Annotated in this window: 25 protein-coding genes; 14 read left to right on the top strand and 11 right to left on the bottom strand. The window is 65.6% G+C overall.

Annotation, left to right across the window (positions count from 1 at the left end):
- Positions 1–129: 129 nt before the first annotated feature.
- Entirely contained in the window at positions 130–1317 is a 1188-nt protein-coding gene (locus BLU54_RS19190) for a DUF3182 family protein (RefSeq protein ID WP_091912017.1), read from the top strand.
- A complete protein-coding gene (locus tag BLU54_RS19185) occupies positions 1314–2090 on the top strand; it encodes an alpha/beta hydrolase family protein (RefSeq protein ID WP_091912015.1) in 777 nt (258 codons plus the stop codon). Before BLU54_RS19190 ends, BLU54_RS19185 begins: the two co-directional genes overlap by 4 nt.
- 174 nt (positions 2091–2264) lie before the next feature.
- On the opposite strand, the gene BLU54_RS19180 is transcribed toward BLU54_RS19185, so the two are convergent.
- Positions 2265–2876 (bottom strand): TetR/AcrR family transcriptional regulator, encoded by a 612-nt coding sequence (locus BLU54_RS19180; protein ID WP_139169763.1) that lies wholly within the window; start codon positions 2874–2876, stop codon positions 2265–2267.
- A 56-nt stretch (positions 2877–2932) separates the two neighbouring features.
- Here BLU54_RS19180 and BLU54_RS19175 point away from each other — a divergent pair, with 56 nt between their 5' ends.
- From BLU54_RS19175 to BLU54_RS19155, 5 genes are all read left to right on the top strand, one after another.
- Positions 2933–3511 (top strand): isochorismatase family protein, encoded by a 579-nt coding sequence (locus tag BLU54_RS19175; RefSeq protein ID WP_091912189.1) that lies wholly within the window; start codon positions 2933–2935, stop codon positions 3509–3511.
- Between the two features lie 144 nt (positions 3512–3655).
- Positions 3656–4507: a TauD/TfdA dioxygenase family protein gene (locus tag BLU54_RS19170; RefSeq protein ID WP_091912010.1), complete on the top strand. Its 852-nt coding sequence runs from the start codon at positions 3656–3658 to the stop codon at positions 4505–4507.
- Positions 4508–4603: 96 nt separating this feature from the next.
- A complete protein-coding gene (locus BLU54_RS19165; RefSeq protein WP_091912007.1) occupies positions 4604–5929 on the top strand; it encodes an MFS transporter in 1326 nt (441 codons plus the stop codon).
- Positions 5930–5982: 53 nt separating this feature from the next.
- Positions 5983–7182, top strand: a complete 1200-nt coding sequence (locus tag BLU54_RS19160; protein ID WP_091912005.1) for a porin — start codon at positions 5983–5985, stop codon at positions 7180–7182.
- 10 nt (positions 7183–7192) lie between these two features.
- Positions 7193–8056, top strand: a complete 864-nt coding sequence (locus BLU54_RS19155; protein WP_091912003.1) for a fumarylacetoacetate hydrolase family protein — start codon at positions 7193–7195, stop codon at positions 8054–8056.
- Positions 8057–8100: 44 nt separating this feature from the next.
- Here BLU54_RS19155 and BLU54_RS19150 read toward each other — a convergent pair whose 3' ends face one another.
- Entirely contained in the window at positions 8101–9006 is a 906-nt protein-coding gene (locus BLU54_RS19150; protein WP_091912001.1) for a LysR family transcriptional regulator, read from the bottom strand.
- A 100-nt stretch (positions 9007–9106) separates the two neighbouring features.
- Between BLU54_RS19150 and BLU54_RS19145 the strand changes: the two genes are divergently transcribed.
- A complete protein-coding gene (locus BLU54_RS19145; RefSeq protein ID WP_170845233.1) occupies positions 9107–10522 on the top strand; it encodes an MmgE/PrpD family protein in 1416 nt (471 codons plus the stop codon).
- Here BLU54_RS19145 and BLU54_RS19140 read toward each other — a convergent pair.
- A complete protein-coding gene (locus BLU54_RS19140; RefSeq protein WP_091911998.1) occupies positions 10426–11313 on the bottom strand; it encodes a helix-turn-helix transcriptional regulator in 888 nt (295 codons plus the stop codon). The two genes, BLU54_RS19145 and BLU54_RS19140, sit on opposite strands and share 97 nt — an antisense overlap.
- Positions 11314–11411: 98 nt before the next feature.
- On the opposite strand from BLU54_RS19140, the gene BLU54_RS19135 reads away from it, so the two are divergent.
- Positions 11412–12308 carry an SDR family oxidoreductase gene (locus tag BLU54_RS19135; RefSeq protein ID WP_091911995.1) on the top strand — a complete coding sequence of 299 codons (897 nt, stop codon included), beginning with the start codon at positions 11412–11414 and terminating at the stop codon, positions 12306–12308.
- A gap of 185 nt (positions 12309–12493) precedes the next feature.
- Here BLU54_RS19135 and BLU54_RS19130 read toward each other — a convergent pair whose 3' ends face one another.
- Positions 12494–13420, bottom strand: a complete 927-nt coding sequence (locus tag BLU54_RS19130; RefSeq protein ID WP_091911992.1) for a LysR family transcriptional regulator — start codon at positions 13418–13420, stop codon at positions 12494–12496.
- Between the two features lie 127 nt (positions 13421–13547).
- Here BLU54_RS19130 and BLU54_RS19125 point away from each other — a divergent pair, with 127 nt between their 5' ends.
- On the top strand, positions 13548–14216 hold the full coding sequence (locus BLU54_RS19125) for a DsbA family protein (RefSeq protein ID WP_170845232.1): 669 nt from the start codon (positions 13548–13550) through the stop codon (positions 14214–14216).
- Between the two features lie 25 nt (positions 14217–14241).
- Positions 14242–14865 (top strand): NAD(P)-dependent oxidoreductase, encoded by a 624-nt coding sequence (locus tag BLU54_RS19120; protein WP_091911987.1) that lies wholly within the window; start codon positions 14242–14244, stop codon positions 14863–14865.
- Between the two features lie 99 nt (positions 14866–14964).
- Here BLU54_RS19120 and BLU54_RS19115 read toward each other — a convergent pair whose 3' ends face one another.
- Positions 14965–15546: a BLUF domain-containing protein gene (locus tag BLU54_RS19115; RefSeq protein ID WP_170845231.1), complete on the bottom strand. Its 582-nt coding sequence runs from the start codon at positions 15544–15546 to the stop codon at positions 14965–14967.
- 322 nt (positions 15547–15868) lie between these two features.
- Between BLU54_RS19115 and BLU54_RS19110 the strand changes: the two genes are divergently transcribed.
- Positions 15869–16564 carry an O-methyltransferase gene (locus tag BLU54_RS19110; RefSeq protein ID WP_091911981.1) on the top strand — a complete coding sequence of 232 codons (696 nt, stop codon included), beginning with the start codon at positions 15869–15871 and terminating at the stop codon, positions 16562–16564.
- A 241-nt stretch (positions 16565–16805) separates the two neighbouring features.
- Here the strand turns inward: BLU54_RS19110 and BLU54_RS19105 are convergent, their stop codons facing one another.
- The 6 genes from BLU54_RS19105 to BLU54_RS19080 all read right to left on the bottom strand — a co-directional run bounded on the left by BLU54_RS19105 (position 16806) and on the right by BLU54_RS19080 (position 22272).
- Positions 16806–17207, bottom strand: a complete 402-nt coding sequence (locus tag BLU54_RS19105; RefSeq protein ID WP_139169762.1) for a putative quinol monooxygenase — start codon at positions 17205–17207, stop codon at positions 16806–16808.
- Between the two features lie 15 nt (positions 17208–17222).
- A complete protein-coding gene (locus BLU54_RS19100; protein ID WP_091911975.1) occupies positions 17223–18101 on the bottom strand; it encodes an AraC family transcriptional regulator in 879 nt (292 codons plus the stop codon).
- Between the two features lie 261 nt (positions 18102–18362).
- A complete protein-coding gene (locus BLU54_RS19095) occupies positions 18363–19154 on the bottom strand; it encodes an SDR family oxidoreductase (RefSeq protein WP_091911973.1) in 792 nt (263 codons plus the stop codon).
- Between the two features lie 23 nt (positions 19155–19177).
- Positions 19178–19918: a beta-ketoacyl-ACP reductase gene (locus BLU54_RS19090; protein WP_091911971.1), complete on the bottom strand. Its 741-nt coding sequence runs from the start codon at positions 19916–19918 to the stop codon at positions 19178–19180.
- Positions 19919–19935: 17 nt separating this feature from the next.
- Positions 19936–21285 (bottom strand): MFS transporter, encoded by a 1350-nt coding sequence (locus BLU54_RS19085; RefSeq protein WP_091911969.1) that lies wholly within the window; start codon positions 21283–21285, stop codon positions 19936–19938.
- A 48-nt stretch (positions 21286–21333) separates the two neighbouring features.
- Positions 21334–22272: a 3,5-dioxohexanoate:acetyl-CoA acetone transferase gene (locus tag BLU54_RS19080; RefSeq protein WP_091911967.1), complete on the bottom strand. Its 939-nt coding sequence runs from the start codon at positions 22270–22272 to the stop codon at positions 21334–21336.
- Between the two features lie 438 nt (positions 22273–22710).
- On the opposite strand from BLU54_RS19080, the gene BLU54_RS19075 reads away from it, so the two are divergent.
- Complete coding sequence (locus BLU54_RS19075; protein WP_091911965.1) at positions 22711–23736, top strand: AraC family transcriptional regulator; 1026 nt, start codon at positions 22711–22713, stop codon at positions 23734–23736.
- Between the two features lie 594 nt (positions 23737–24330).
- Positions 24331–24933: a LysE family translocator gene (locus BLU54_RS19065; RefSeq protein WP_091911961.1), complete on the top strand. Its 603-nt coding sequence runs from the start codon at positions 24331–24333 to the stop codon at positions 24931–24933.
- Positions 24934–24942: the final 9 nt, after the last annotated feature.

Genomic DNA, 24942 nt, shown 5'->3' with positions numbered 1-24942 from the left:
CAGGCTTGCTACAGAATCGCACCGTACCGTATCGGACCGGATGCCTCCGCATCGCATCGGAGCGTATGGTGGAGGTATGGCACCGTTCCGCCGGCGCGCCGCGGACGGCATACCCGGAGGAGGACGCGCATGAATGCCCAGTTCCTCGAACGCGCCACCGTCGTGGCCGCATACAGCGGCGGCCGGAAGGCTGCCAGCGGCGAGCACGAGCGCGAGACGCAGTACGTCCTGACCGCACACGTCGCAGCGTTGCTGGGTGCTCGGCTGGGGGCGCCCTTCGACGCTCTGGACGACGCGGGCGACGCCGGAGAAGCGGCAGCGTCGATCGGCGATCGATACCTGGTACCGGACGACACGTTGACGCTGGCCGACGCAACACGCTTGCGCATACGCGATGAAGACGACTTTTTCGGTGGCGTGGTTCCCTATCCATTCGTCGCGACCAAGGTAGTCGTGCACGGTCTGGTGCCGGGCGCTCGGCACAAGCCGACCGGCTGGGCCGACCATTTCGCCGACGCGGTGCGTGGCCTGGTCCTCCCTGGTTTCAGTGCATTTTGCAGCGACGACGCGCGCACCGCGACGGCTTTGCTGCAGCGCGGCGGGGAAGTGCGGCTGAAGCGTCCGTCGGGTATCGGCGGGGTTGGCCAGGCCGTGCTCGAAGGCCGCGACGACCTGGAAGCCCACCTTGAAGCGATCGGCGAGGGCGCGCTGCGAGAGGAGGGTGTGGTCCTCGAACGGAACCTGCGCAATATCGCAACATTCAGCGTCGGGCGCACGCACATCCGAGGGTTCGAGGCGTGCTATTACGGCGTGCAGCGGCTGACACGCAACAATCACGGGCTGCTGGTGTACGGCGGATCGGATCTGGTCGTGGCGCGGGGTGGTTTCGAGGCGCTCGAGCGCACGCGCATGACGCATGCAGCGCGGGCGGCCGTCAAACGGGCACGTCAGTTCGACGCGGCGATCGGTAGCGCGTATCCGTCGTTCTTTGCCTCGCGGCGCAACTACGACGTGGCAAGCGGCGCCGATGCCAATGGCCGTCGGCATCGCGGCGTGCTCGAGCAATCCTGGCGACTTGGCGGCGCGAGCGGGGCCGAAATCGGCGCGCTGCGGGCGTTCGCGGACGACCCCGCACTCGACGTGGTTCGCGCATCCACGGTGGAACGATACGGCGCGCCGTCCGGCGTGCCCGACGCGGCCAGCGTGCTTTATCGCGACGTCGACCCGCGGGTGGGCGTGCTAACCAAATACGCGACAGTGGGGACCGGTCCCGACGCGGGTCGAGGCCGCTCCACGAGCAGGGGAACGAACAAATGACGGTGGACCGACAGCAGATTCACATTCCCGTCGACCGGGGTTATCTGGACGGCACGGTCGTGACGCCGCACACCACGATTCCAGGCGTGCTGTTCGTCCACGGCTGGGGCGGTGATCAAAAGCAGTACATGGAACGCGCGCGGCAGGCCGCCGCGCTCGGTTGCATCTGTCTGACGTTCGACCTGACCGGTCACGCGCGCACCAAGGAGGAGCAGGACACGGTCACGCGCGAGACCAACCTGCGCGACGTGCTGGCCGCCTACGACGCGCTTTCCGGGCACCCGCTCGTCGACCCTCGTTCGATGGCGGTGGTCGGCAGCAGCTATGGCGGCTATCTCGCCGCCATCCTCACGTCGTTGCGGCCCGTTCGCTGGCTGGGGCTGCGGGTGCCCGCCCTGTATCTCGACGAGGGCTGGAACATCCCGAAACGAACGTTGCACCGAAAGCACGACCTCGCCGCGTATCGCCGGCGGATCGTCGCCGTGGGGGAAAACCGCGCGCTGCGGGCGGCGGCGGATTTTCGCGGCGACGTGCTGCTGGTGGAATCGGAGCACGATGCGACCGTGCCGCACGCGGTGCTGGCGAGTTACCTGCGGGCGTTCCTCGACGCGCACTCGTTGACGTATCGGGTGATCGACGGCGCGGACCATGGCCTGTCCGACGATGGCAGTCAACGGGCCTACGCCTCGTTGCTCGCCAACTGGCTTGCCGAGATGATCGGCGGGCGGCGCGCCGGCAGCCGTGGCGAGGCGCTTGGAAGGGCGATGCGTTGATGCCGCACGGCAACCAGCCGGTCGCGCCTGGCCGAGCCGGCCGGCACGCTTGCGTACGCGACGCTTGCGGCGGCTTCGCGAGCGGGGGCGTGCGCGAGGCACACGCATCCGACGCGGCGACGAGCGATGCGGTCTTGCTGGCTGCCGATGGGTCCGATCAACCGATGCGTTCGATCACGCGCCGAGGCGAGCTTGCAGATAGGCGGTCAAGGCGGTGACTACCTCGGTGCGCAGGCGTGGGCGTTCGGCCGCCGACGCGCTCGCGTAGAGCGAAACCAATCCCTTCACGATCATCAGCGCCACTTCGGCGATCGCCAGTGCTTTGCGTGCGTCGAGCGCCGGCGAGCGCAGGACGAGCAGATCGGCAAACCGCTTCCTCAACTCGAGACGGTCTTTCGGTGTGCGCGCGGACTTAACCGACGCCTGCACCAGTTGGAGATAGGCGGGATGATCATCGACAAATGCCACGACCAGGTCGACCAGACCGCGCACGAGCTCTGCCAGCGGCGCCACCCGCGCCTCATCGATCCAATCCGACCAGCGTCGATCCATTTGCGCCCCATAGGCAGTTCGCAAGGCCGTCGCGATCGCGGCGCGATTTGGAAAGTATTGGTACAACGAGCCGATCGACACCGCGGCCTTGTCGGCGATCTCCGTCATGGTCGCGACATCGAAGCCGCGCTCGCTGAAAACGCTTTCGGCCGCGGCCAACAATGAAGCGACACGCTTTTCCGAGCGCGCCTGCTGAGGCGTGCGGCGCATCGACGAGGTTTTTTGTGAGGGCATCGTCACATTGTACAATGCCGGTAAATGAGTCGTCCCTCACATTCAAGGAATGCCCGATGCTGTCAGATCTCACCCTCGATGCACGCGTCACGGCGTTGCTGGCCATCGACCTGCAACACAGCAACGTCACGCGCCAGCTTGCCCCGTACGCGGCCGACGACGTGGTCGCTCGAACGGTGGCGTTGGCCGATACCCTGCGCGACAAGGGCGGCCTGATCGTGTGGGTCCGCATCGACGTCAACCAGCTTCTCTCCCTGCCCGCCGACAGGCCGCTCACGCGCGCGCCTGGCGCGCCTGCGATGCCACCCGAGGCCAGCGAGCTGGTCCCCGCGCTCGGACTACAGCGCGACGACATCGTGATCGTGAAGCGGAGCTGGGGCGCCTTCCACGGCACGGACCTGGACCTGCATCTGCGGCGACATCGCATCCAAAACGTGGTGATGAGTGGCATCGCGACGAACTTCGGGGTGGAATCGACCGCACGCGCTGCGTTCGATCGGGGTTATCGCGTGCTGTTCGCGGAGGACGCAATGAGCACCATCGATGCGCAAATGCACAGCTTCGCGCTGACGTCGGTATTCCCACACATCGGACGGGTGCGCAGCGTCGCCGGGCTTTGCGAAAGCATGAAGTAAGGTCGGCAAACCATCGAAGTTACCGGTCCAAGTCCATCGAAAATTCCAGCTTGTTTCGTTCGTCTGGCATTTCCTACACTGCAGCCTGCTGTCGTGCGCAGCAAGCGCACCGTGACGAAATGCGATTCGAAGAGGAGACAACGCATGTTGATCGAAGCCATCGGCGGTCCCGCGCGGCGGTTTGGCGCCGTCGTGACCGGCCTGGACCCCGCGTCGCTGCTGAGCGACGAAACTTCCGACCTGCTCGCGCAGACGCTCGCCGACTATGCGGTCGTCGCGATCCGCGACCAGGCGCTGTCCGATGACCAGCAACTCGTGTTGGCGCATCGCTTCGGGCCCATCCACGAGTCGATCCTCGACGCATCGCGTCGGCGGCTGGCGGACCGACGTTTCAACGACGTTGGCAATGTCGACGTCAGCGGTGGCTTGAAGCGGGCTTCCGATCCCGGTTATGGCGACGCCAATCTCCTGTGGCATGCGGACCTGTCCTTCCTGGCGCGGCCGGCCCGCGTAACGCTGCTGTCGGCGCGTGCATTGCCTCCCGAGCCGCCGCCAACCGAATACGCGGACATGCGCGCGGCCTGGGACGCCTTGCCGCCCGGCAGGCAAGCGGCGCTCGAAGGCCTGGAAGTCGAGCACAGCGTTTTCGTGCAGCGCGCGAAATGCGGCTTCGCGGATTTCACCGAGGCGGAGCGCAGCAAGGCGCCACCCGTCAGGCATCCGCTGGTACGTCGCCATCCGGCGAGCGGGCGCCGCGCACTGTATCTGTCGTCGAGCGCTTCGCACGTCGTCGGATGGCCGGAAGACGAGGGCAGGGCGCTGTTGGAGGAACTCGTTGCGCACGCCACGCAGCCCGCGTTCGTACTGAGTTATGCATGGCGGCCGCGCGATCTGCTCATCTGGGACAACAGCGTGACCATGCATCGCGCCACGCCGTTCGAGTCGGCCACGCACCGGCGCGAGCTGCGCTGGACGGCTGTGGTGGAGGCCGCTTAACGGGCATTCCCGTTTGCATTCTTTGCGAAACCGGCTCGGCGCAGACCGAGCAAGCGGAACAGAATGCGCTGCAGCGCATCGTCAGGAGACGACATCATGAGTACGGTTCCATCGCTCGCTTGCGCAGACCGGGCAGGCATCGAGCGCAGCGCCTATCGAAAGATCGATCTTCGGATCGCCGCGGTGCTGTTCGGATGTTTTGTGCTTTCTTTCATCGATCGCGTCAATGTCAGCTATGCGCATCTCCAGATGCGCCAGGACATCGGTCTGAGCGACGAGCAGTATGGCTTCGCGGTCGGCCTGCTGTTCTTCAGCTATGTACTGTTCGAAGTGCCAAGCAACCTTGCAATGGCGAGGATCGGTGCGCGCAAGACGCTGTCCCGAATCATGATTCTGTGGGGGATCGTTTCCACCTTGACCATGGCGGTGCAGACACCCACGCACCTGTATATCGCGCGGCTTGCGCTCGGTGCCGCCGAGGCCGGCTTCTTCCCGGGCGCGCTGCTTTTCTTCACTTATTGGTACCCGGCGAAACGGCGCGCTCGCGTGATCGGTTTCTTTGCGCTGGCGGTGCCGGTGTCCGGTTTCATCGGCGGGCCGATCTCCGGCTGGATCCTGCATGCGATGAACGATGTCGGCGGCATGCATGCGTGGCGCTGGCTGTTCCTGATCGAAGGCCTGCCCTCCATTGTCGTCGGGGTGCTGCTCTATTGCTTCCTTACCGAGCGGCCTGCCGATGCGCGTTGGCTCAATGCCACGGAGCGCGCGCTGGTGGTCGAGGCGCTGGCAGCGGAGCAGCGTGGCAAAGGCAACGATGCGGCGTCGCATCGTTTCGGTGCCGCGTTGCGGACGCCGCGGCTCTATGTCGCCGCGTTGGCGTACACCGCGGTGCCATGGGTTGCCAACGTCATCACTTATTGGAGTCCATCGATTCTCAAGCAGGCCGGCGCGGGAAATGCGCTTGACGTGGGGCTGCTCCTGACCATTCCGTACACGATCGGCGCGATCGGCATGTTGCTGATCTGCCGCAGCTCGGACCTTCGACTGGAACGGCGCTGGCATTGGGCGGCGAGTGGCACGCTTGCCGCGCTGTCGCTGCTCGCGCTGCCGCTCGCGATGCACGACCTGATGCTCACGGTCGTCGTCTTCGCCTTCATGACCATCGGGTTCCTGGGCATCGCGGCGCTTTTCTTCACGATTCCGCTGGCTTATCTGTCGGGGACCGCGGCGGCGGGCGGTCTTGCGCTGATCAGCGCGCTGGGCCAACTGATGGGTTCGTTCGCCCCGATGACCATCGGCCACATCAAGCAGAGTACCGGCAGCGTGACGGGAGGACTGTACGTCGTGGCCGGCGTCGTGCTGATCGCGGTGCTGGTCGTGTTGTTCCTGATACCCGCCCGCGTGCTGCACGAGCGGCGCTGAAGCAGTACCACGCCCAGGCGCACCGGCTTGGATAAAACAAGAAAGGAGACGAAATGACCAAGAGGCAGCGCCTTTGCGCGCTGGTACTCGGGGCGAGCATCGCTCAGCTCTCGCATGCCGAAGGGAACATGACGCTGTACGGTCTGATCGACACGGGCGTGACCTGGTCGAATCACCAGAAGGGTGGCGATACGGTCGAGATGACTTCGGGCAAGCTGTCAGGTGCGCGTTGGGGCATTCGTGGCAGCGAAGTGCTCGGCAATGGCTGGCGCGCCGAGGCGGTACTCGAAAACGGCTACAACTCGGCCAGCGGCGCGACGCTCCAGAGCGGCCGGATGTTTGGGCGGCAGAGTACGGTTGGCTTGTCGAACGTCCGCTACGGCACGCTGCGGCTCGGTCGCCAATACACGCCGCTCGCGCTCTACGGCGGGCCGTTGACGGCTGCACTGCGCTGGGGCACTTCGCTGATGGTTCATCCATTGGATCTCGATCTGTTGGGCGGCACGACGCGCTTCAACAACGCGATCGATTACGAAAGCCCCGATTTCGGCGGCTGGCGCTATCGCGTCCAGTACGCACTGAGCAATCAGGCAGGCGCCGGGTTCGCCAACAACCGCGAGTGGGGCGGCGCGATCCGCTATCGCAGCGAGCACACGACGTTCGTGGCGGGCTATGCGCAACTCGCGCGGCCGGACAGCGCGACCAACGCAAACGGCGCCACGACGGGCGACTATCAGTCGGCGTTGCCGCTCTGGATCAGACAAGTCGACGCGACACTGGCCGGCACGCCGGCGTCGTCCGCGATGCTGGCAGTCGGAACCCAGCGGACCGGCATGGCGGCCATCGTTCAGACCATCGAACGCTGGAGCGTGGGAACCACCTTGTCGCGCACCCTGCTCAGCCAAAATGTCGTGACCGGGGCGCATACGTCGGGCCTGAATGGCACAGGCAGCCTGTCGCTGGACGTCGCCGAGGCCAATCTCACCTTTCGCGCAACGCCGCTGAATCATACCGGCGTGATGGTGACCTATTCGTCGGGCCGGTTACAAAGCGGTGGGCAGCGCGCCTCGCCACACTGGTGGCAGTTCGGTATCGGCAACGATTACTTCCTGTCGAAGCGAACCGACGTCTATGTCGCGGCCGCCTACATTATGGGCTCGGCGCGCGATGCGATCGCGCAGATCACGCTTGGCTCGCCGGCCTCGGGCCGGACCGAAGCTGGGGTGAGCATCGGTATGCGGCATCGATTCTAGGAAGAACGACATGAAGCTGCTTTCCTTCGATCTCGATGGCCGTCGCGCGTGGGGCGTCCTGGCCGACGAACGGCACGATCGATTCGACCTGGTCGACGGCAGGGGCCTGAGCATGGGCCGATTCCCAACCGTCGAAGCGGTGCTGCAGGCCGGCGCGCTCGACGAGATGGCGAAACTTGCCGCACGCGCGCGGCCGTCACTCGACTCGCGGCAGATCGCGCTGGCCTTGCCGGTGCTGCCTGGCAAACTGCTTGCCGTCGGCGGGAATTTCCATGCGCACGCGCGCGAGATCGGCCTGAGCGAGCCGGACGGGCCGACAGCGCCGATTTTCTTCAGCCGCTTCGTCGATTCGCTCGCGCTACCGGGTGCGCCGTTGATCCGCCCGCGTGTGTCGACGCAGCTGGATTTCGAAGGCGAACTCGCGGTGATCATTGGCAAGCCAGCGCATTGCATCGACGCAGCCGACGCACCGGCCTGCGTTGCGGCTTATACGTGTTTCAACGACGGCAGCGTGCGTGACTATCAAAAAGCGTCGATCACCGCAGGCAAGAACTTTTGGCGCAGTGGCTCGTTGGGTCCGTGGCTGGTGACGCCCGATGCGCTGCCGGATCCATCACGATGCATGCTGGAGACCCGCTTGAATGGCGAGATCATGCAGACCGCGCCGCTTAGCGACCTGATTTACTCGGTGGCCGAACTCGTTGCGTACGCGTCGACGTTTACGCCGTTGGCGTGTGGCGATGTGATTGCCACCGGCACGCCGGCTGGTATCGGCGCACGGCGGGTGCCGCCACGTTGGCTCAGCCCTGGAGATGTGGTCGAAGTCGAGATCAGCGGAATCGGCGTGCTGCGCAATGGCATCGCCGACGCCTGAGCGCGATGTCGCGGGCGCGAGGCCTGAGCCGAGGCGGCGGTCGCTCAGGATTGGCGCGCATGACGATCGTACTCGGCGATCCGGTCGACGACTCGGCGCAGCATCGACTGGCGCTCATCGGTGCGATAGACGAGGGTCAGGTCGTATTGCTCCGCGGGCATCGCGGCGGACAGGTCGACAACGCGCCCCGCATCGAGCAATGGCCGGGCGAGCGCGGTGGCGACCAGGCCGACGCCGCCCGTGGCTTCGATCATCTGCAGCATGCCCGCCATATTGCTGCAGGTGTTGACGTCGCGCAGCGTCGTGCCGTGGCGTTTGAGCGTTTCCATCGCCCGCGGGAAGAATTCGGAGGGACGGGAGACGAACCAGAGCGGGGCTTGCTGCACGAGACTAGCGGGATCGGGCGCTACGTCGTGCGCCGCACCCGCCGCGCGCGCACCGATAATCCAGCGCAGTTCCTCGGGTGCCAAGGTTACCGTGGCGAGCATCGGGTGCGAGACCTGCCCCGCCACGATGGCCAGGTCGAGTTTGCCGCTCTCGAGCTTGTGCAGCATGTTCATGCTCAGATCGTTGTCGATCTCGTATTGCACGAGCGGCATGTCGCGGCGCAACTGCACCAGCACATCGGCGAACCAGGTCATCGTGGTGACGCCGATGCCGAGTCGCAATGTGCCCCGTGCGCAGGTGCTGTCGGCGTGCGTCGCCACGGCGTCGTCCAGCTGGACGAGCAGCGGCTCGACGCGTTCGATGAACTGGCGGCCCTGGTCGGTCAGCTCCATGTTGCGACCGCGGCGGCGGAACAGCTGCATGCCAAGCGACTGTTCCAGTTCCCGTACCCGCGAGGTGACCGTGGACTGCGAGGCGTTGAGGCGTTCGGCCGCGGCGGAGAAGGTGCCCACGCGCGCGATGCAGCACACCGTTTCGAGATTGGTCAGGTTCAGACGGCTCATGGTTTCGTTGCATCGTCGATTGGTTCGGCCGAACAGTATTGAAGAAACCGTTTTTCCTGAATAGGCGCAACTACGTATGTCAGGTGCCTGGAGAATGTCGATGAGTGAATCCTATGTGCAGCGCCTCGGGCTCTTCGTGGCCAGCCGCGAGCGGCACCTGCTGCCTGCAAGCGTGCTGGACCGTTTGCAGGCGTGCCTTCTCTTCAATCTGAGCGTCGCGCTCGCGGCGCCCGCGCCCGACTCGAGCCGGCATGCGATCGAGGCCTCGCACGCCGCGCCCGGCGCGGCGACCTGCTGGCGTACGGGCGCCACGCTGACGCCGGGCGACGCCGCATGCCGCAACGCGGCGCTGATCACCGCACGCGGTCAAAACGACACGCACGCAGCGATGAATGGACATATCGGCTGCGTCGCGATTCCCGCGGTGCTGTCGTTGGCCGAGGCAGTCGGCGCGAGTAGCAGCGACGTGTGCGCGGCACTGGTCAGCGCGTACGAGGTCGCGCCGTGGGTGGCGCGCGGCGCGGCCGCTGACAGCGGCGCGCGGGGCCTGCGCGGCACCTCGCTGTACGGTGTGTTCGCGGCGGCGGCTGGGGCCGCGCGCGTCTTGCGGCTCGGCCCGCACGCCACCGCGGCGGCCTTGTCCATCGCCACCCAGTTCAGCGGCGGCACCATGCAGTGCTGGGCCGAGGGCACGCCCGAGTGGTTGCTGCAGGTCGGCATGACCAGCCGTGCGGGTGTCATCGCCGCGCAGCTCGCGGCCCACGGCATGGCGGGCGCCGCACGCGCGCTCGAAGGAGAGAACGGTTTCTATCGCGCATTTGCCGGACAAGTGCCGGTGTGGGACCGGCAAGACGCTGCGCCACACGAGATCCTGGATGTGACGTTCAAGCCATTTCCCGGTTGCACGATCAATCAGCTGCCGGTCAAGACCTTGCTCGACTGCAAGCGCGCCGAGGCTTTCTCGGCGGAGAGCGTCGCGCGTATCAAGGTGACCCTGCACCCGGCGTACGCGGCGTATCCCGGCGTCGCACGTCATGGTCCTTTCGACACCGTCGGCAGCGCGATCATGAGCGCGCCTTTCATGCTACAGACTGTGCTGGAGAATGACACGATCGCGCTCACGGATTTCGCACCGGGCAGCGTTCCGAGCCATGTGCACGAACGCAGCCGCCAGATCACCATCGACGCTGACTCGCAGCTCGAGCCCTTCCACTGTCGTCTGGAAATAGCGCTCAAGGATGGCCGCACATTGCTGGCGACTTCGGGATCGCCGGCGCAACTGGCCTATGGACTGGACGAGACGGTTCGCTTGACGCGTGAACTGGCGCACGAGTGGGCAGTGATCGACAGCAGCGCCGCTCACGCGCTGCTGGCACGGCAGATCGCCGCAGTGTGCCAGGCGGACGGAGACGAGGGATCCTATACCGCCTTGCTCGACACCATGCGCGGCTTGGCGGCCACTTCTCGATTCTCTTTCGATCGTTCACGGGCGGTTACCAACGACGCGATGCGTTGATCGATTTCGTCGTTCGCTGGAGTGTAGACCATCATGCTCAGGTCGGGGCGTCCATCGACGGAAAAGGTCGAATAGCCGAGTTCGATCAGTCCGAGTTCCGGATGCCTGAGCCGTTTCAGCCCTTCATGGTGACTGGCAATGTCGTTGCTGCGCCAGAGTTCGGCGAACTCCGCGCTCGCAAGCGAGAGCTGTTCGACTAGCCGAGCGGTTTCGGCGGAAGCGCCGACGCGCGCCACGTCCGCGCGAAATGCTGCAACGACGAATCGCGCGACGCTTTGCCAATCGTCCTGCACGGCTCGCACGCGCGCGTCGCAAAACATGATGCGAAGGATGTTGCGCTGCTGGCGCGGCAGCGTGCCGTAATCGGTCATGACGGTGGCGGCCGCCTTGTTCCAGGCCACCACGTCCCACGTGGCGGTTCGGACGATTGCCGGGTGCGTCGGCATGCCATCGAGTACGCGTTGCAGGCGCGGCGTGATTTCGTCCGAACCCTTGTAGCGGGGCTCGGGCGGATGCCCGAAGGCCAGCAGGAACAGGTGCTCGCGTTCCGGCTCGGTCAGCATCAGTCCGGCGGCGATGCGGTCAAGCACGGTCTTCGACGGTGCGCCGCCCCGACCCTGTTCGAGCCAGGTGTACCACGTAGGGCTGATGTTGGCACGCTGCGCAACTTCCTCGCGGCGCAAACCGGGCGTGCGCCGCCGGCCGACGTCAAAGCCGAGCGCCGCGGCATCGAGGCGACCGCGACGGTCGCGCAGGAAGCTGCCGAGGGCCTTTTCGGAGTCGTTGGGCATGGTGATCCTGGTAGTTTCTATACCGGCATAACATCACATATTTTATAGGATAGAGGATCGCGCAACACTTGCGTTCCTGACCATCCGGGAGGCATCTGATGCGTATATTTTTGACGGGAGCGACGGGCTTCATTGGCTCGCGCGTGCTGGCCGAACTATTGGGCGCAGGCCACGAGGTGCTCGGGCTGACCAGGTCGGATGCGGGCGCGCGCAAGCTCGAGGCCGCCGGCGCGGCTGTGCATCGAGGCACGTTGGAAGCGCCGACGAGCCTGCAGGCAGGCGCCGAACAGGCGGACGCGGTGATTCACACGGCCTTCGATCACGACTTCTCGAATTTCGTTGCCAATTGCGAGAAGGACCGGCGCGTGATCGCGGCGTTGGGCGAGGTCCTGCGCGGTTCGGATCGACCGTTGCTGATCACGTCGGGAACGGGCATGGGTACGCCTCACCCGGGCGCCGTGGCGACAGAGGACGTGTGCAACTTCGCCCACCCGAATCCGCGCGTGGCATCGGAACAGGCGGGCGTCGCGCTGCTCGACGCAGGGGTCAACGTCTCGGTGATGCGCCTGGCGCAGATTCACGACACGACCCGCCAGGGCCTGGTCACGCCCTATATTGCCTCTGCGCGAGAGAAGGGCAAGGTTGGCTATATCGGCAGCGGGACGAATCGATGGCCGGCCGCCCATGTGCTCGACGCCGCACGACTGTACAGGTTGGCGATCGAGCGGGCGGAGCGCGGCGCGCGCTATCACGCCGCCGCCGAAACGGGCATACCGTCGCGCGAGATCGCTGAAACGATCGGCCGCAGGCTTGGCTTGCCGGTCGCGTCGCTGACGCTGGAAGCGGCACAGGCCGAGTTCGGCTGGCTCGCGCCGTTTCTTGCGCTCGATATGCCGGCATCGAGCGCACTGACGCGCGAGCGGCTCGGTTGGACGCCGGTGCATCGCGGCTTGATCGCGGACCTGCAGGAGCTCGACCTCTCCGACAGCGAGTGAGCCGCCGCTGCCGCGCGAGGCCACTACTAGCGCGCCACGGCGCGGGGGGCATGCGGTTGCTTAGGGCGGCTTGGCGTGGAGTGGTGCGCGGGACCCGCCTCGGCGCGTCGGCGATAGCTGGCGAGCAGCCGGGACCAGCCCGCACCATGGCATGCCGCCGCAGTCGGTGCATGCGTCCCGTGCGATCAAGCCGGCGGCACGTCGGGCAACGCAGAGAAATAACGGGAAAGCGCTGCAAGCGCGACACGGACCTTGGCAGGGAGTCCGTCGCGATCCGCAGTCAGCATGCTCAGCGCTTCGGGCTGCAGTTTGATCTGCGGCAAGATCCGCACCAGCGCACCGCGTTCCAGCGCGGGACGCGCGTCGGAGTAGAACAGGATGGCGATTCCCATACCCTGTTCGCACATCTGCTGCAATGCGATCTGGTTTGTCGTCGCGGTGCGCACCGGTATTCTCGCGGCTTGCCCAGCCGCAGGTTTGCCGCTGGCGCCGACCAGATGCAATGCGAGCGTCGCGTCTGGCTCGGCGTCGGCTCGCCGGGCGGCGAGCCAGTGATGACGATACAGATCGGCGTATGTCTCGGGCGTGCCGTGTTTCCCAAGATAGGCCGGGGATGCACAGAGCACGGGTTCGAGTTCGCACAGCGGGCGCGCGACCCAGCTGGAGTCGGCAAGTGAACCGACCCGCAGCGCAATATCGATACGCGCATCGATGAGGTCGATGAGTGCATCGTCGACGATCAATGACAGCCGTAGTTGCGCCCACTCCTCCAGCACCGGCGCCAGCGCGGGCGCCACGTGGGCCCCGAAGCCGAGCGGCGCCGAGATGCGCAGCTCGCCCTCCGGCGCGTCGCGCGACTGCGCCAGCGATGCCGCCGCCGCTTCGCCCGCCGAGCACAGGCGCAGGCAATGCGGATAGCAGCGTTCACCCGCCTCGGTCAATGACAGCTTCCGCGTCGAGCGGCGCAGGAGACTGACGCCGGCTTGGCGTTCCATTGCGCCAATGATCTGGCTGACGGCGGAGGGTGTCATGCCAAGGCGTCGCGCAGCGGCGCTCATCGAGCCGACTTGCACGACTTCGGCAAAGACTGCGTAAGGCTTCAGATCGCGCATTCTTTACCCTGTCTTAAAAGTCCATGAAGAAACCGGCTGCTAATCGTCCGAAGCGTAAGCGACGATAATACAACTTCCAGTCGCGTCCCCAGCCCCGATGCAAACGATGTCCTTTGCGCAACCGACCATGACGACCACCGTATTGCATTACGTCCACGATCCGCTCTGCGGCTGGTGCTACGCGGCCGCGCCGTTGGTCGAGGCGGCGCGCGACCGAAACATCGCGGTCACGCTTCATGGGGGCGGTTTGTGGGAATTCGAGACCCGCTTCACGCCGCAACAGCGCAACGTTATCCGCCGCAGCGACGAGCGCATTGCGGCAATCGCTGGCGTGCCGTTCGGTGCCGCCTATCTCAATGGCCTGCTGGACGACCCGACCACCGTCGTCTGGTCGCCACCGCCGTTGGCTGCGGTGCTTGCCGCCGGCATCGTGAAAAGCGGTGCCGAACAAGCGATGTTGCGCGCGGTTCAGGCCGCACATTACGTCGACGGCCGTCGGGTTGTAGAGACGACGGTATTGCTCGACCTCGCGGAGCAGCTCGGCCTGGCGCCGGCAGCGTTCCTGCACGCCTTCGGCAGCGCTCCGGTCGCCGCACATATCGCGGCAACGCGTGAGTGGATGCAAGCGTTCGGCTTGCGCGGGTTTCCGGGTTTCGTGGTGGAACGGGCCGGTCGCTTCGCGCGACTCGCGCACGAACCTTTCTACGGCGCCTGCGACGCCTTTCTCGACGCGATCGATGAGATCGAGGCCGAGGGGGCGCGTCTCGACGCGGCAGGCACGCCGCAGACGTATTGATAGCAGGATGAACCAGAGGACACAGATGAAGATCGTACTGATCGGCGCGAGCGGCTATGTCGGATCTGCCGTGCTTTCGGAGGCGCTGGACCGCGGCCACGACGTTACCGCCATCGCGCGACGACCACCGGAGGCGCGCGCCGACGCGCGGCTCATGCACCTTGCGATGGACATCGTTGATACTGCCGCATTATCGGCAGCCATGGCGGGCCACCAGGTGGCGATAAGCGCCTTCAATCCGGCGCAGGACGAAGATGGCGCGCGAACCCGGTCGATCATTGACGCGGCGAAGCGCGCCAAGGTGTCACGCCTGCTGGTCGTCGGCGGCGCCGGCAGTCTGTACACGGCCTCGGGAGCGCTGGTCATCGACGCGCCGGACTTCCCGAGCGAATGGCGCGCCAGCGCGCATCGGACCGCGGCCTTCCTCGACCGCCTGCGCGGCGAGACGGCGCTCGACTGGGCGTTCCTGAGCCCCGCTGCACTGCTCGTGCCGGGCGAGCGCTCGGGACGGTATCGGATTGGCAAGGACACGCTCCTTACCGATGTCAACGGCGAGAGCCGCATCTCGGTGCAGGACTATGCGGTTGCGATGCTGGACGAGGTCGAGCGTCCTAGCCACCATCGGGAACGGTTCACTGTCGCATATTGAGCGCAAGGCGTCGCACAGCGCCGCGGCGCGCACCACCGCGTTCTTCGTCACGCGCGGCATGTCGATCCGATCCACGGGTGGCAATGCGGCGCTGCGGCTTCAGCCAAACAGTCTTCGCAGCAGGACCGGGCACGGGGCGATCTCGAATCCCATTCTGTCGGCAGCGTCCGGGCGATAGGCGGCGGCGTTGATACGCACCGCCTCTTCGATGAGTTCGCTCTGCGCGCCGCGCCAACCCATCATGACGGGTTCGAGCCGTTCGGTGCCGTCGGCGTCGCCCATGAAGTAGCCCATGTCCCAGCTTCCGAAGCGTCGTCCGGCGAGTTCCGCGTACGCAATGAGCGTCAGGTCGGTGTGGCGCCTGTCGGTTTCGATACGCCGGTAGCAGGCGGCCACTTTCGTGCGGCTACCCTCGATGTATTGGAGGAAGTTATCTCCGGCCTGGACGAGAAAGCCGGTCAGCGCATCGGCATGGTTGCGCCGTGTCATCGTCGCCATCAGCGTCTCGATGTCGCGACGGCGGAAAGGCTTGCAAGCACGACTGATATGAAGGATCGCGACGAGCGGCGCCTCTGTCGGTTCCTGAGAGTCTGGCACGACCTGCATCCTCATGGTTTGGGGAACTAGCCAAAGCATAATCCATGCATCGTCGTCGAGCCCACTCCGATACCGTTGCGGCATCGTTTGAAACATACGATTGATGCGGAAACCGTATCGGCGGTCCGTCCTGGTGAGCCTTGTGGCTCTAGCTGGCGCCGTCTGCCCGACGGCGATAGTGCAGACCGACAGCGCTCAAACCCCGGCATCGAGTGCAGCAGCCGCACCCGCGCGCGACGCCCGTGGGCCTCGGGCGGGCTCGCCAGCGCGTTACCGCGCCGGCGCTGGCAGACTCTCAACATGGTTTGGCGAATCCGCCCAATGTGGCCAGGCGCGCTCCCGCCTACCATGCTCCTATCGCGGTCCACAGACGGAACCGTGGCCGCTCTTCTGGAGAATGAGAGACATGGATTCGTTGAGCACAGGCCGAGTTGCGCAGACCTTGCAGCGCCTCTTTGCGCAAGCCGCGCAGGCGGACCACGCGCTGATGGCGGAGTTCAGGGACATCGACCTTTCGGACGCGCAGCAGGCCGAGGCCGTCGCGCACCACTTTGCCGAGGAGCGCCGCGATGTGCGCGGGTTTTACCACGGCTACGTGGACAACTACCTGAACGTGACGGCGGCCTACGGGCGCTTTCTCTACCAGTGCGCGCGTAGCCGAAATGCGAAATGCATCGTCGAATTCGGCACGTCGATGGGCATCTCGACGATCCATCTGGCGGCTGCGCTGCGTGACATGGGAGGCGGCCGACTGATCGGCACCGAATTGGAACCGAGCAAGGCGGCGCGCGCGCAAGCCAATCTGGAAGCGGCCGGGCTGGCCGAGCTGGTCGAGATTCGGGTAGGCGACGCGCGCGAGACGCTGACTGATGTCGGTGAAGTCGACATGGTTCTGCTCGACGGCGCATTCAGCCTCTATTTGCCGGTTCTCAAGCTGTTGGAACCCGGTCTGAAGGTTGGCACGCCCATTCTTGCGGAAAACGCGATTGATCAGGAAAACGAGTTTCTCGATTACGTTCGCAACCCGCAGAACGGTTATGTTTCGCAACCTATCCCGATAAGTGACGGTCGCGGCAACGAGTTCGTGGTTCGCACCCGTTGAGGCGGTCAGCGCGTCAGCCGAGTACGTGGCGCGCTTCGCTGCAACTGCTTGGCTGGTCCGAGCGGTCGAAACGAAGGAACGGTGCGCGCCGTGACGGCGGCCTTCCGCGCCTCAGCGTGGCGAGCGCGCTGTCGCGCGACCATCCGTCGCTGATCCGGAGAAACCGCGCCTGGCTGGCACGCGTCCCGCACGAGGCGGCCACGGTCAGTCGAGCGGCAAGAACGCCGCCCGCTGCATCGTCTCAAGGCGCGGCCGAGTAAGGATGCGCCGCGATTCGCATGGGCGGTTCTGCCAGGAGTTCGAGGATCTCGTCGCGCAGCAGATCGGCGAGCGGGCTCGCCTCGTAACGCTTCTTCTCTGCATCGGACGAAAACACCTCCACGTTCCAAAGCACATCGCGGTCGTCGTCCTCACGCAAGATGATGAAGCGGCTCGACGCGCCGGACTTCTCCATGCCGGCGGTGGCAAGCGCAAACAGCTTGTCGCCGCTGCCTGGCTTGGCGCGCATTCTGATGATGTACGCCGGCTGGTTTTTCAGACCCATGGGATATCCGGTTCCTTGGCGCGAGCCTGCAAACGGGCGTGTGGACAGGCGTGTCAGGTAGTTTAATCGACCTGCCTGACGCGCGATGGGCGAGGGCACGCGGAACTCGCTTTCCTATGCGTCGCGCAGCGGAATGTAGATGTCCGTTTGCCACGCCGCCTGCGGCGTCGCCGGAAAGACGCTCAGGTAATGGAAGAAAAGCGGATGATCGCGCAGCTCTTCGCCACTTCCCGGCAGCCAGTCACGATAGATCGGATAAATCGTCTCACCGATGTAGTCGGGCGACCCTTGATGGCGAAGCACCGCGCACCGTCCCGCTGGAATCACGAGTTCGCGAACACCGTAGCCATTCGGCGCAAGCGCCTCCCGGAGCTCACCGCAGATGTCGAAGCGAAAGGCGGCTTCCGGTGTGGTATCCGGATTCGTCCGCGGAATACCGAAGGAGCGGCTGGTCGCCACGGGGGATTGTCCGCTGTGCTTGCGCCACGCGACGAACTTCTCGATGCTTTCGTTGACACGACCGGGTGCGCCGCAGTGTTCGAGTGCAGCAACGCGCGTTTCGGGGAAGTCGACGATTTGTACATTCATGGTTAGCTTCCTGGCAAGGTAAGGGACGACGAACGTCGCGCTCCAGATCTGCCAGCTCGGCCGATGTCGGAACGAACTGGGCGTCGTTCCGAATGCGCGCTTGAACGCCCGACTGAAGGACTCCGGACTGTCGAAGCGCGCCTCGAAGGCAGCATCGAGCACGGTGCACGACGCATTCGAGGCGAGGCGGTGAGCGGCGTGTCGCAAACGAAGCAATTGCACATAGCGTGCGACCGGCATGCCCACATGCGCGACGAACTGTCGATGGAAATGGAACTTCGAGAAGTTCGCGACGCGGCTCAACGTTTCCAGCGAAAGGTCGCCGTCAAGGTTTGCCTCGATGAACGACAGTACCGCCTCGAAGCGTTTGATGTAGGCCTGCGCAGCGTCGGCATGAACGGGCATGTTGCGGGATCTGGAGTATGCGACTGACGTGATGGTCGCCTATCAAGGTCGCGGCGCGCCTAGCCGCCCTTGCTCGATTGCGAGAGGCGCGTCCAGGCCGCGCTGCTTCGCTGTCGGAGTGCGCTGGCGAGCGCGCCGGGCGTCGCGGACTGCCCGGCCCGACGGTAATGCCGACATGCCGACATACCGCCATTCCGGCACCGCACGAAGCCGCCGGGGCATGGCCCGATGGACCGTGCTGCTGCGACCATCGGCACCCGCTCAGAGATATTCGAGATTGCCGTCGACGCTGATCGCTTGCCCGGTAAGGTTGACTGCAGCCGGCGACGCGAGGAAGAGCGCCATGGCAGCGATGTCGGTCACCGTCACCATACGGCGCAAGGAGATCTTGTTCAGATAGTCGTTGCGCATGGTGTCGAACGGCACGCCGAGGCTGTCGGCCCGCGCTGCAATCACGCGGTCCATGCGTTCGCCTTCGACAACGCCGGGCAGGATGGCGTTGACACGCACGTTGCTCGGTCCCAGTTCGATGGCAAGCGAGCGCATCAACCCGACAAGCGCCCACTTCGTGGCCGCGTACGGCGTGCGATACGGGTACCCCAGCCGGCCGGCCACCGACGACATCGTGATGATGCTGCCGCGCGTCGAAGTGGCCTTGATCAGCGGCACGGCTCGCCGCAGGAAGTAGAACTGGCTGTTCAGGTTGGTGGCCACGGTACGGTCCCACGCCGCCGGGTCCAGCGCTTCGACGGGGCCGGTCGGCCCGGCAATGCCGGCGTTGTTGACGAGCAGATCCAGTCCGCCGAGCGCCTGCCGCGCGTGATCGATGACGGCGTCCACCTGCTCGACATCGCTGACATCGCCGACCGCGCCATGCAGCGCCGGATGGGTGTCGACGAAGCGCGCGACGGCCGCCGGGTCCACGTCGCAGATGCAGACGTCGGCCTGGGTCTGCAGGAATGCCTGCGCCAACGCGGCACCGATGCCGGACGCGGCGCCGGTGATCAGCACCCGCAGGCCGGGTTCAGGTTTGAGCAGTTCGTAGGTGTTCATGGGATTCAATGTCCGGCAGGGCGTCAGAGCGTCATGCCGCCCGAAACCTCGATCACGGCGCCGTTGATGTAGCTGGCTTCGTCGCTGGCCAGAAAGGCGTAGACGCTGGCGATTTCCTCGGCCTTGCCCAGGCGCCCCAGCGGCACCTGCCGACGCAGTCCGTCAAGCACGTCGGCCGGTACGGTGGCGAGAATCGGCGTTTCGACGAAACCCGGTGCGACGGCATTCACGCGGATTCCCTTTGGCCCGAGTTCGCGGCTCCATGTCTTGGTGAAGCCGATCACGCCGAATTTCGACGCAGCGTAGTTGGTTTGACCGTAATTGCCATAGATGCCAACCACCGAACTGGCATTGAGGATCACACCCGCGCCCTGTGCGATCATGCCGTCGACCACCGCCTGCGTCGCATGGAACACGGCGCGCAGATTCACGTCGATCACGGCATCGAACTGTTCGAGCGTCATGCGCTGCAGGCGCGCGTCGCGCGTGATGCCGGCGTTGTTCACCAGTACGTCGATCCGGCCGTGGCGCTCGCGGACCATGGCCGCCATCTCGTCGACGCGGTCACGGTCGGTCATGTCCAGGCGGACGGCGGTCGCCGGTCTGCCGGCTTCGCGGCATTGGGCGACGACCACTTCCAACGCCGCTTGATTGGTGTCGCAAGCGACGACGGTCGCGCCCTCGCGGGCGAACTTCAGCGCGGTTGCCGCCCCGATGCCTTGCCCGGCGCCGGTAACGATTGCAACTTTCCGGTCGAGTCTCATATATCTCCCTGTGACGCCTATCGAGAGTGGATGCCGGCCGCCGCGTCCCGCGCGACGGGCTCGGGCAACGCGGCTTCGCGGCGGATCGCGCGCGCGAACACCGGCACCAGCGCCAGTCCCAACAAGGACGCGGCGAGGATCACGAAGAAGCCCGAGTCGCTGCGGCCCGTGACGGTCTCCGTGATGCCGAACAGGTAGGGACCGACGAAGCCGCCAATCAGCCCCAGCGTGTTGATGAAGGCCAGTCCTGCCGCTGCCTGGATGCCCTGCAGCCGCTTCATGGCGATCGCCCAGTACGAAGGCAGCACGCCGCCGGCGAAGAATGCGGTCACCGCGAGCAAGGCCATGCGGGCCGCGGGGCTCGCGGCGGCGATGAAGGCCGCCGCGCCCGCGACCAGTCCGATCGTCAGCACGCCCAGGTAGACGCAATCGTTGTCATAGCGCCGATGAATCCTCGGCAAAATCAGCACGCCCGCCAGGAAGCCGAAGCCCACGCTGGCCGACAACACGCCAACCAGGAAAGGTTGCTCGATGCGCATCTGGTGAATCATCGCCGGCGTGAAGAAATATAGCCCAACGAACGCGACCTGGTTCAAAAAATAGATCAGTCCGATGAGCGTGGTCGTAGGGCGCTTCAGCGCCGCCAACCAGTCGGCCGAACTCAGTTCCGGGTGTCCCCGGGCGTCGCTCACGGCGCGCGTTTCGAGCGCCTGCGCCTCGTCGCGCGACAGCCAGCCGGCGTCCCGCGGGCGTTCGGGCAGCGTGAAATAAAGGACGATGCCGGCCAGAACGCTGGGCACGCCTTCGAGCATGAACATCCACTGCCAGCCGTGCAGACCGCCGATACCGCCCAGTTGCATGAGCGCGCCGCCGATCGGATTGCCGAGCATCAATGCGAGCGCGGGCGCCGTGTAGATCCAGCCGACCGCCACCGGGCGGTCCTGCGGCGCAAACCACAGCGTGACCATATACATCAGCGCCGGGAACAGCCCGGCCTCCGCGATACTGAGCAGCACCCGCAACGCATAGAACGACCATTCACCCTGAACGAACATCATCGCGGTGGACAGCAGCCCCCAACTGACGGCAATGCGCGCAATCCACCGCCGCATGCCGACGCGGTAGGCGACCAGATTGCTTGGCACTTCGAGGAGCGCGTAGCCGATGAAGAAGATCCCCGAGCCCAGCCCGTAGGCGGCGGCGCTGATGCCGACGTCGGCGGCGAGTTGCACCTTGGCCAGGGCCACATTGGTGCGATCCAGAAAGGACATGAAGTAGATCGCGCACAGGAGCGGGATCAGCCGGTGCATTGCCTTGCGCGTGGCCGCGCGATGCAATGCGTCTGGGGTGGACGCAGTGGTGCTCATGATGTCTCCGTTGGGTCTTCGTTCTTTTGATCTGGACTGGCCGCACGCTCAGAGCGTGACGCTGTCTCTGCCCTTCAACGCCAACATGGCGCGCGCCTCGGCGGGCGTCGCGATCTCGAAGGACAGGTCTGCCAGGATGCGGCGAACCTTTGCGACCTGTTGCGCATTGGACTCGGCCTTGACTCCCTTGGCGATGTAGACGCTGTCCTCCAGACCGACGCGCACGTTGCCACCGAGGATGGCGCTCATCGTGACCAGCCGCATCTGATGCCGACCCGCGCCAAGCACGGAGAACTGGTAATTGTCGCGCCCGAACAGGCGGTCGGCCGTGGTGCGCATCGTGATCATGTTCTCCGGATCCGCGCCCATGCCGCCGAGAATGCCGAATACCGACTGGATGAAAAAGGGCGGCTTGATCAGCCCCTGGTCGACAAAGTGGGCGAGGTTGTACAGATGGCCCAGGTCGTAACACTCGAATTCGAAGCGGGTACCCTTGCCACCCAGGTCCTGCAGGATGCGCTTGATGTCCTTGAAGGTGTTGCGGAAGATCATGTCTTCCATGCCCTCGACATAGTCTTTCTCCCATGGATAGCGCCACGACGAGATGCGCGACGCGACCGGATGAATCGAGAAATTCATCGAGCCCATGTTGAGCGAACAGAGTTCCGGGGCGGCCTGCAGTGGATAGGCAAGGCGGTCTTCGAGCGTCATGCGTGTGCTGCCTCCCGTCGTGATGTTGATCACGGCGTCGGTCGCCTCCGCGATCGCGGGCACGAATTGAGCGAACACCTCGGGAGACGGCGTGGGCCGTCCGTCCGCTGGCTCGCGCGCGTGGAGATGGATGATCGCGGCACCGGCGTGCGCCGCGTCGATCGCCTGGTCGCGAATCTGCGCGGGTGTGAGCGGCAGGTGTTCCGACATGGTCGGCACGTGCGTCGCGCCGGTGATCGCGCACGAAATGATGACCTTGTGGCCCGGTGTGTTCATGGTCTCTCCTGTAGTGGTTTGCGGCGGGCGCTGGCGGCCGTGTCGGCTGGCCGGCCCGCTTCTTGTTGCGCCGCGCGTGGCTTCGTGTGTGCACCGCCGCGCTGTTCGATGCGCCCTTGCCGCGGTACCGTTGCCTCGTCGCGGGGTCCGCACCGGGCGGACCACGCGCGCGGCCGTGCAGCGTTGCAGTGCCTGCCTCTCAGGCTGACGATGCAGGGCCGTGCCCGACGGCATTCGGGCACAGGCGCGCGAAGGCCCGCGGGCGCCTGCGCGGCCATGCGAGGCTGCCATGGGACGCGTTCTGGCGCTTTGTGGCGCCCTGTGGCGCGCCGTGACGGGTTTCGGCGCCTTGTGACGACGATGGTATTGAGATAACATCCGCGCCGGAAGGTCATTTCCGGACACGTACAAGTCCTGCGAGGACATAAGAACGGCTTCATGGCAGCCAACCGTCCACCGCTGAACGAGCGCATGTATGCGCCCTACAAGATTGCGGCGCTCGTCGAAGTGCTCGGCGAGCAGGGCATTGCGCCCGCGGACAGCCTGCGCGGCTCGGGGGTGACCGTCGAGGCGCTGCAGGAAGCGTCGACGCTCACGTCGATCGGGCAGTACGCAACCGTCTGTCGCAACGCGGTATCGCTCGGGTGCGAGCCTGCGACGCCGTTCAAGGTCGGCCAGCGCCTGCATCTGGCCGCCTACGGCATGTACGGCTACGCGCTGATGTCGTGTCTGTCGCTGCGCGACTACTTCCGACTCGGCGCCAAGTATCACCGGCTCGCGACGCCGACTGTCGCGATCGAGTGGACCGAATATCCGGATCGGATGGTGTGGACCTTCCCGGATGCGCTGGTCACCAGTCCGTCACGGGAACTGCGCGAATTCATCATCGAGCAGCAATACACGCAGCACGTGACGCACTTGCAGGACGTCGCGGGCGGCGTGTGCCCGCCGCTCAAGGCGTGCTTCTCTTACGCGGCGCCGCCTCACGCGGACCTGTATCCGGACTACCTCGGCTGTCCGTGCTTCTTCGACCAAGCGCAATGCGAACTCGTGTACGACAGCGAGATTCTGGAACGCAAGCCGCAACTTGCGCACCGGATCAGCGCGTCGCTGCTGCAAGAGACATGCGATCGCCTGATCGGACAGGAGAAGACGGCCAGCGGCATCGCGGGCGAAATCTATCAGATGCTGATGGGCACACCCGGGGTTTTCCCGAGCATGGACGCGGTGGCCGATGCAATGCACATGACCGCGCGGACCTTGCGACGGCGCCTGCTGGCGGAGGGCACGTCTTTCCTCGCAATTGTCGATGACGTACGGCGCTCGCTTGCGCTGGAATGGCTGAGGACCACGAAGATGAGCAGCGACGATATTGCCACGCTGCTCGGCTTCAGCGACGCGGCGAATTTCCGCCGTGCGGTCAAGCGCTGGACGGGAAAGGGGCTGGGCGAATTGCGCCGCTGAGCCCGGCGCGCCATAAGGGTCGATGCGTGTCGAATCGTGACGGCATGGCGGAGCGGGTGTGAATTCCTTCGTCGCCGGCTTGCCGGCTGAGCGCTCAGCCATCAAACGGCGAGTCGCGACAGTCGGATGCAGGGTGTCAAAGGAGGATCGCTTGCTTGGCGTCATCGACGGTCATGCGCTGCCGATGCGCTGCCCATGCGCCGCCGATGCGCGAAGCGCGAAGCGCGGCGATGCTGCGTCTCCTCGCGGCGCCTGCGGTCGCGCGAGCACCGCCCGGCCCCGTCCGAGCACCGCCTGGACCTCGGTGGCGGGGCATGCGCACCACGCGTGCGCCGCGATGCGGTGCCAAGACATTCGCGCGGAGAAGGGGCGCACACCGCAGCGGTTGTCCCGGCCGAACCGGCGGTTCCCGCACGCCATTGCCGGGCGCAGTTGTCGCATGCAGTCGAGTGATGCAGCCACCCCAATGCGGTCGCCCGATGCCGCCGCCGCACGCCGCCGCCACGCGCGATCGCGACTGCCGCCGATTGCATCGACGCGGATCGCCAGACGCGACATACTGCCGGTTCCATCGCGTTCTGGAGCACCGTCCTCATGATGTGGAGCCATCTCGGGCTGTTCGTCGTCCCGTTTCTAATCGCCTCGGCGCTGCCGGGCGCGGCGCAGGGATCGATGGTCGCGCACGTGCTGGCGCGCGGGCGCTCGGCGGCCTATCCGTTCGTGGCCGGCATGGTCAGCGGCAATGCCGTCTGGCTCAGTGCTGCGATCTTCGGCATGGCGGCGCTGGCGATGCGCTTCCACGAGGCGTTCGTGATCGTGAAGTGGCTCGGCGTGTTCTATCTGCTGTTCGTTGCGTGGCAGCTGTGGACCCGTCCCACGGACGTGGACGACGGCGCCGGGCGGCGACCCAGCGGCTTCCTTGCCGGACTGCTCTTGACACTGGGCAATCCGAAGGCCGTACTGTTCTTCGGCGCGGTGTTGCCGCAAGCTTTCGACCTGACCGCACTGTCGCCAGGGGAGGCGCTGTTCATCGTCGCGCTCGGCGTCGTGCTGGATCTGTCGGTGCAGTCGCTTTATCTCGGTGCCGCGTTGCGCGCCAGGAAGTACGTGACGCAGCCCCGTCACCTGCGCCGCGTCAACCGCGCGGCGGCCGGCTTGATCGCGGCATGCGCAGTGATGGTTGCGAGACGCAACTGAGGGCCGGCC

Origin of the sequence: Chitinasiproducens palmae (assembly GCF_900095735.1) — a bacterium.
Lineage (GTDB): Bacteria > Pseudomonadota > Gammaproteobacteria > Burkholderiales > Burkholderiaceae > Chitinasiproducens > Chitinasiproducens palmae.
The sequence above is the reverse complement of the archived record's forward strand: the minus strand, read 5'-3'. Positions and strand labels throughout refer to the sequence as shown.

Excerpts from the sequence above, each read along its gene's own strand:
- BLU54_RS19190 (WP_091912017.1), top strand. The coding sequence starts at position 130 with ATGAATGCCCAGTTCCTCGAACGCGCCACCGTCGTGGCCGCATACAGC.
- BLU54_RS19090 (WP_091911971.1), bottom strand. The coding sequence starts at position 19,918 with ATGAGACTCGACCGGAAAGTTGCAATCGTTACCGGCGCCGGGCAAGGC.
- BLU54_RS19120 (WP_091911987.1), top strand. The coding sequence starts at position 14,242 with ATGAAGATCGTACTGATCGGCGCGAGCGGCTATGTCGGATCTGCCGTG.
- BLU54_RS19115 (WP_170845231.1), bottom strand. The coding sequence starts at position 15,546 with ATGCCGCAACGGTATCGGAGTGGGCTCGACGACGATGCATGGATTATG.
- BLU54_RS19125 (WP_170845232.1), top strand. The coding sequence starts at position 13,548 with ATGACGACCACCGTATTGCATTACGTCCACGATCCGCTCTGCGGCTGG.
- BLU54_RS19170 (WP_091912010.1), top strand. The coding sequence starts at position 3,656 with ATGTTGATCGAAGCCATCGGCGGTCCCGCGCGGCGGTTTGGCGCCGTC.
- BLU54_RS19085 (WP_091911969.1), bottom strand. The coding sequence starts at position 21,285 with ATGAGCACCACTGCGTCCACCCCAGACGCATTGCATCGCGCGGCCACG.
- BLU54_RS19175 (WP_091912189.1), top strand. The coding sequence starts at position 2,933 with ATGCTGTCAGATCTCACCCTCGATGCACGCGTCACGGCGTTGCTGGCC.
- BLU54_RS19075 (WP_091911965.1), top strand. The coding sequence starts at position 22,711 with ATGGCAGCCAACCGTCCACCGCTGAACGAGCGCATGTATGCGCCCTAC.
- BLU54_RS19130 (WP_091911992.1), bottom strand. The coding sequence starts at position 13,420 with ATGCGCGATCTGAAGCCTTACGCAGTCTTTGCCGAAGTCGTGCAAGTC.
- BLU54_RS19095 (WP_091911973.1), bottom strand. The coding sequence starts at position 19,154 with ATGAACACCTACGAACTGCTCAAACCTGAACCCGGCCTGCGGGTGCTG.
- BLU54_RS19145 (WP_170845233.1), top strand. The coding sequence starts at position 9,107 with ATGAGTGAATCCTATGTGCAGCGCCTCGGGCTCTTCGTGGCCAGCCGC.
- BLU54_RS19100 (WP_091911975.1), bottom strand. The coding sequence starts at position 18,101 with ATGCCCGTTCATGCCGACGCTGCGCAGGCCTACATCAAACGCTTCGAG.
- BLU54_RS19140 (WP_091911998.1), bottom strand. The coding sequence starts at position 11,313 with ATGCCCAACGACTCCGAAAAGGCCCTCGGCAGCTTCCTGCGCGACCGT.
- BLU54_RS19135 (WP_091911995.1), top strand. The coding sequence starts at position 11,412 with ATGCGTATATTTTTGACGGGAGCGACGGGCTTCATTGGCTCGCGCGTG.
- BLU54_RS19080 (WP_091911967.1), bottom strand. The coding sequence starts at position 22,272 with ATGAACACACCGGGCCACAAGGTCATCATTTCGTGCGCGATCACCGGC.
- BLU54_RS19180 (WP_139169763.1), bottom strand. The coding sequence starts at position 2,876 with ATGCCCTCACAAAAAACCTCGTCGATGCGCCGCACGCCTCAGCAGGCG.
- BLU54_RS19160 (WP_091912005.1), top strand. The coding sequence starts at position 5,983 with ATGACCAAGAGGCAGCGCCTTTGCGCGCTGGTACTCGGGGCGAGCATC.
- BLU54_RS19155 (WP_091912003.1), top strand. The coding sequence starts at position 7,193 with ATGAAGCTGCTTTCCTTCGATCTCGATGGCCGTCGCGCGTGGGGCGTC.
- BLU54_RS19150 (WP_091912001.1), bottom strand. The coding sequence starts at position 9,006 with ATGAGCCGTCTGAACCTGACCAATCTCGAAACGGTGTGCTGCATCGCG.
- BLU54_RS19165 (WP_091912007.1), top strand. The coding sequence starts at position 4,604 with ATGAGTACGGTTCCATCGCTCGCTTGCGCAGACCGGGCAGGCATCGAG.
- BLU54_RS19065 (WP_091911961.1), top strand. The coding sequence starts at position 24,331 with ATGATGTGGAGCCATCTCGGGCTGTTCGTCGTCCCGTTTCTAATCGCC.
- BLU54_RS19110 (WP_091911981.1), top strand. The coding sequence starts at position 15,869 with ATGGATTCGTTGAGCACAGGCCGAGTTGCGCAGACCTTGCAGCGCCTC.
- BLU54_RS19185 (WP_091912015.1), top strand. The coding sequence starts at position 1,314 with ATGACGGTGGACCGACAGCAGATTCACATTCCCGTCGACCGGGGTTAT.